Origin of the sequence: Subtercola sp. YIM 133946 (genome assembly GCF_036553535.1) — a bacterium.
Classification (GTDB): domain Bacteria; phylum Actinomycetota; class Actinomycetes; order Actinomycetales; family Microbacteriaceae; genus Subtercola.
Genome location: NZ_JAZHPE010000018.1, coordinates 1 through 2,327, shown reverse-complemented (window position 1 = coordinate 2,327; position 2,327 = coordinate 1). Strand labels below are relative to the sequence as shown.

Genomic DNA, 2,327 nt, shown 5'->3' with positions numbered 1-2,327 from the left:
CGATGGCGTGGGGGTTTCGATACGGCGCTGCGCGCCTACTCAACCTGCGCGCTACGAGACCGGGGTCGCGCGGCGCAGAACGAAGAACCCGAACAGGGCCGCGACCGCCGTCACCGGCAGGGTCCACAGCACCACGCCGTAGGGGCCCGCGTCGACGAACCACTGGCCGACGGATGCCCAGCCGTTGGTGAGCGTGATCAGTGCCACCACTCCCAGCCCCACCAGCACGAGCCCGGCCCAGAGCACCGTCTGCCCGATGGCGCGCCAGCGCAGGTACACCACCGCGACGGCGGCCCCGACGAAGAAGAAGAACAGCAGGCCGAAGAACTCCTGCGAGAACCGCTCGGCCACGGTGCCGGTGCCGTACCAGACGGTCGAGAACATGTGCCCGCCGACGCCCCATCCGTCTGTCGCGTCTTCGAGGTAGCTCATGACGGTGAGGATGGCCGCGTAGATGACCGACAGCGAGCCGAACAGCAGCGCCGAACCGAGGGCGAACTCACGCCGGGTGATGCTGAAACCGAGCGCGAACGGGAAGGTGCGCAGCACCACCTGCACCGCGATGATCGCCATGTAGATGAACACGTAGGCGATCGAGCCGCTGTACTGCGTGCCCGCCGTCGCCTCGCGGTTGCCCTCGGGCGTCGAGGTGTAGATGAGCAGCCAGATGACGTAGTTCACCAAAAAGATGAAACCCAGGATCAGCAGCGGCAGCCCGAGCGTCGTGAACTTGTTGGTGAGGTGCAGGCGCAGCACGTTCACCACGCGGGGTGCGGCGGCGGCCGAGCGGGCCGCCGGGGCGGCGGGCGGGTTCGCGGCGAGAGTGGTCATCGTTCAAGTCCTTCCTGCGGGGCGAGTTCTGCGGCGCCGCTCAGCGACACCACGAGCTGCTGCAGCGAGACGGGGGTGATGTCGAGGCCGGCCGCCGCTGCTGCGGCCCTGTCGTCGTCGCTCAGACGGGTGACCGTGGCCTGGGCGAGCGACCCGAGCCCCTGCCGGTTGAGTACCGTGCGGCCCGCGGTGAACGCGTCGACCGCACGAGCCGTGCCCGCCACGGTGGTCGCCGACCCGCGCAGCTCGTCGGCATCCGAATCGACCAGAATGCGACCCTGGTCGATGACGATCACGTGCTCGAGCAGGTTCTGCACCTCGTCGATGAGATGCGTCGACAGAATGACCGTGCGTGGATGCTCGGCGAAGTCTTCGAGCAACCGGTCGTAGAACAGCTGCCGTGCCACTGCGTCGAGGCCGAGGTACGGCTCGTCGAAGAACGTCAGCGGGGCACGCGAGGCCAACCCGACGATGACGCCCAGCGACGACAGCTGGCCGCGCGAGAGCTTCTTGATGCGTCGCCCGAGCGGCAGCCGGAAGTCGGCGATGAGCCGGTCGGCGAACGCCTGGTCCCAGTTCTCGAAGAACAGCGGCGCGTTGCGGAAGACGTGCTTCACCCGAAAGTCTTCGGGGTACTTCTGGCTCTCTTTGATGAAACAGACCTGCTGCAGCACTCTGGAGTTCTCGACCGGGGCAGCACCGAACACGCTGATCGCGCCCGAGGTGGCGAAATCCTGCCCGGTGAGCAGTTGCATCAGCGTGGTCTTGCCCGCGCCGTTGCGGCCGAGCAGGCCGTGGATCACGTTCGGTTCGAGCGACAGCGACACGTCGTCGACGGCGAGCACCGATCCGTACCGCTTCGTGAGATTGGTGATTTCGACAACACTCATGATCAGACCTCCGACTTCTTCAACAGGTCGCCCAGTTGCTCGCGAGTGATGCCGAGCTTTGCGGCCTCGACGATGAGGGGCCGGATGTACTGCTTCTCGAACTCGTCGCGCCGGGCGGCGAGCAGGCGCTCTCTGGCGCCGGATGACACGAACATGCCGATGCCCCTCTTCTTGTAGAGAGTGCCGTTCTCGACGAGCACGTTCACGCCCTTGCCCGCGGTCGCGGGGTTGATGCGGTGAAACGCGGCGAACTCGTTCGTCGACGGAACCTGGCCCTCTTCGGGCAGGGTGCCGTCGATGATCTCGTTCTCGATCTGCTCAGCGATCTGAACGAAGATCGGCCGACCGTCTTCGATCACCGGTACTCACTCTCGGTTGCTTTGTTAGTTACTACAGTAGTTAACCAACCACGCCAGGGAGCTGTTGTCAAGGAGCGTGGGGTTTCGATACGCGGCTGCGCCGCTACTCAACCAGCGGGGGCGGGGGGGGCGGGCGGCGCCGGTGGGTTTCGATACGCGGCTGCGCCGCTACTCAACCAGCGGGGGGCGCACGGCGCCGGTAGGGTTTCGATACGCGGCTGCGCCGCTACTCAACCAGCGGGGGCGG

3 protein-coding genes are annotated in these 2,327 nt (G+C 66.4%); all 3 read right to left on the bottom strand.

Features of this window, described 5'->3' with window-relative positions; all coding sequences use genetic code 11:
- Positions 1-51: 51 nt before the first annotated feature.
- The 3 genes from V3W46_RS06690 to V3W46_RS06680 are packed head-to-tail and all read right to left on the bottom strand — an operon-like array spanning position 52 to position 2,080.
- Positions 52-831: an ABC transporter permease gene (locus V3W46_RS06690; RefSeq protein WP_331782316.1), complete on the bottom strand. Its 780-nt coding sequence runs from the start codon at positions 829-831 to the stop codon at positions 52-54.
- A complete protein-coding gene (locus tag V3W46_RS06685; protein WP_331782315.1) occupies positions 828-1,721 on the bottom strand; it encodes an ABC transporter ATP-binding protein in 894 nt (297 codons plus the stop codon). Before V3W46_RS06685 ends, V3W46_RS06690 begins: the two co-directional genes overlap by 4 nt.
- Positions 1,722-1,723: 2 nt before the next feature.
- Positions 1,724-2,080, bottom strand: coding sequence for a GntR family transcriptional regulator (locus V3W46_RS06680; protein ID WP_331782314.1), 357 nt, complete (start codon positions 2,078-2,080; stop codon positions 1,724-1,726).
- Positions 2,081-2,327: the final 247 nt, after the last annotated feature.